Annotated in this window: 2 pseudogenes; both read right to left on the bottom strand. The window is 69.1% G+C overall.

Annotated features, from left to right (window positions below):
* Window positions 1-1,385 (bottom strand): annotated as a pseudogene (locus tag BJF79_RS63650) (amino acid adenylation domain-containing protein); the annotation flags it as partial.
* A 418-nt stretch (window positions 1,386-1,803) separates the two neighbouring features.
* Window positions 1,804-1,992 (bottom strand): annotated as a pseudogene (locus BJF79_RS66050) (condensation domain-containing protein); the annotation flags it as partial.
* Window positions 1,993-2,015 lie beyond the last annotated feature (23 nt).

Below are 2,015 nucleotides of genomic sequence, written 5' to 3'. Positions count from 1 at the left end.
AGCGGGAGAGCGTCGAGCTCGACGATGACGGCGGGGACCATGTAGTCGGGCAGATCACGGCCGACGAACCGGCGCAGGTCCGACGTCTCGACGCCGGAGGCGACGACGTAGGCGACCAGACGATCGTCACGGACGACCACCGCCGCGTCCCGGATGTCCTCGTGACGGGTGAGGGCGGCCTCGACCTCGCCGAGTTCGATCCGGAACCCGCGTAGCTGCACTTGCTGGTCGGCGCGGCCGAGGTATTCGAGTGAGCCGTCGCGGCGCCATCGGCCCAGGTCGCCCGTCCGGTACATGCGGGTGCCGGGCTTGCCATGGGGATCGGCGACGAACCGTTCCGCCGAAAGGGCCGGGCGGTTCAAGTAGCCGCGCGCCAGGCCCGGACCGGCGACGTACAGCTCGCCGACGACACCCGGCGGAACCGGCTGGAGGTAGCCGTCCAGGACGTAGACGCGCAGGTCGGGGATGCCCGTGCCGATCACGCTGCCCGGTGCCGTCGCCGCGTACGCCCGATCGAGCGCCACATACGACACATGCACCGTCGTCTCGGTGATCCCGTACATGTTCACCAGCGTCGGAGCATCCTCACGATGCCGCGAATACCAGTCGTCCAGCCGCCCCAACTCCAGGGCCTCGCCGCCGAACACCACGTAGCGCAGCGCGAGATCCCGGCCCGGGGTCTCCTTGTCTGCGGCCATGAGCTGGTAGAACGCCGACGGCGTCTGGTTCAGGACGGTCACACGCTCGGCTTCGAGCAATTGCAGGAAGTCCTGCGGGGATCGGGAGGTCATGTACGGGACGACCACAAGCCGTCCGCCGTACAGGAGCGAGCCCCACAGTTCCCACACCGAGAAGTCGAAGGCGTACGAGTGGAACAACGTCCACACGTCGTCCGGCCCGAAATCGAACCAGCCCTCGGTGGAGCGCAGCAGACGCACCACGTTCTGATGCGGAACCACGACGCCCTTCGGGCGCCCCGTCGAACCAGACGTATAAATCACATACGCCGGATTGTCCGGAGACACCTCGACATCGAGGTTCCCGTCGTCATAGCCGGGCGCGTCGATGTCCCCCGGCCGAACCGTCAGAACGGGACGAGCGTCCTCCAGCATGTACGCGATGCGATCCGCCGGATAATCCGGATCGATCGGGACATACGCCGCACCCGCCTTCAACACCGCGAGGATCGCCACCACCAGATCCGCGGACCTCGGCAACGCCAACGCCACGAACTGCTCGGGCCCCACACCACGATCCACCAAACGACGCGCCAAACGGTTCGCCCGCGCGTTCACCTCCCCGTACGTCCACGACACACCCTCGAACGTCACCGCCACCGCACCCGGACGCTCCGCCGCACACGCCTCGAACAACGCCGGAATCGTCGTACGGTCGTCGGCGGCGGCGACGGCCTCCGGGGTGCGGCCGCCCGCCCACTTGCGCAGGAGGGTGCGGCGTTCGGTGCGGTCGAGGATCTCGGCGGCGCCGATGGGGGCGTCCGGGTCGCGACGAGGGCGCGGACGAATCGTTCGAAGCGGTCGGCGATCGAGACGGCGGTGGCGGGGTCGAACAGGTCGAGGGCGTATTCGAGTCCGGCCTCGATGCCGCCGGGCGTGCCGTCGTCGCCGTGGCGTTCCTGGAGGTAGAGCGAGAGGTCGTATTTCGCGACGCCGGACGGGAGGGGTTCGGCGCCGCCGGTGAGGCCGTCGAGTTCGAGGCGGGCCTCGGGGTTGTTCTGGAACGACAGGAGACCTGGAACAGCGGGTGCCGCGCCATCGAGCGGGCCGGGTTGAGGACCTCGACGAGCCGCTCGAACGGGACGTCCTGGTGCGCGTACGCGGCGAGGTCGGTGTCCTTCACCCGGGCGATCAGGTCGTTGAAGGTCGGGTCGCCGGAGGTGTCGGTGCGCAGCACGAGCATGTTCACGAACATGCCGACGAGGTCGTCGAGGGCCTCGTCGGTGCGGCCCGCGATCGGGGAGCCGACGGGCACGTCCGTCCCGGCGCCGAGGCGGG

Origin of the sequence: Actinomadura sp. CNU-125, assembly GCF_001942465.1 — a bacterium.
GTDB lineage: Bacteria > Actinomycetota > Actinomycetes > Streptosporangiales > Streptosporangiaceae > Spirillospora.
This window is presented reverse-complemented; position numbering and strand designations above follow the sequence as displayed.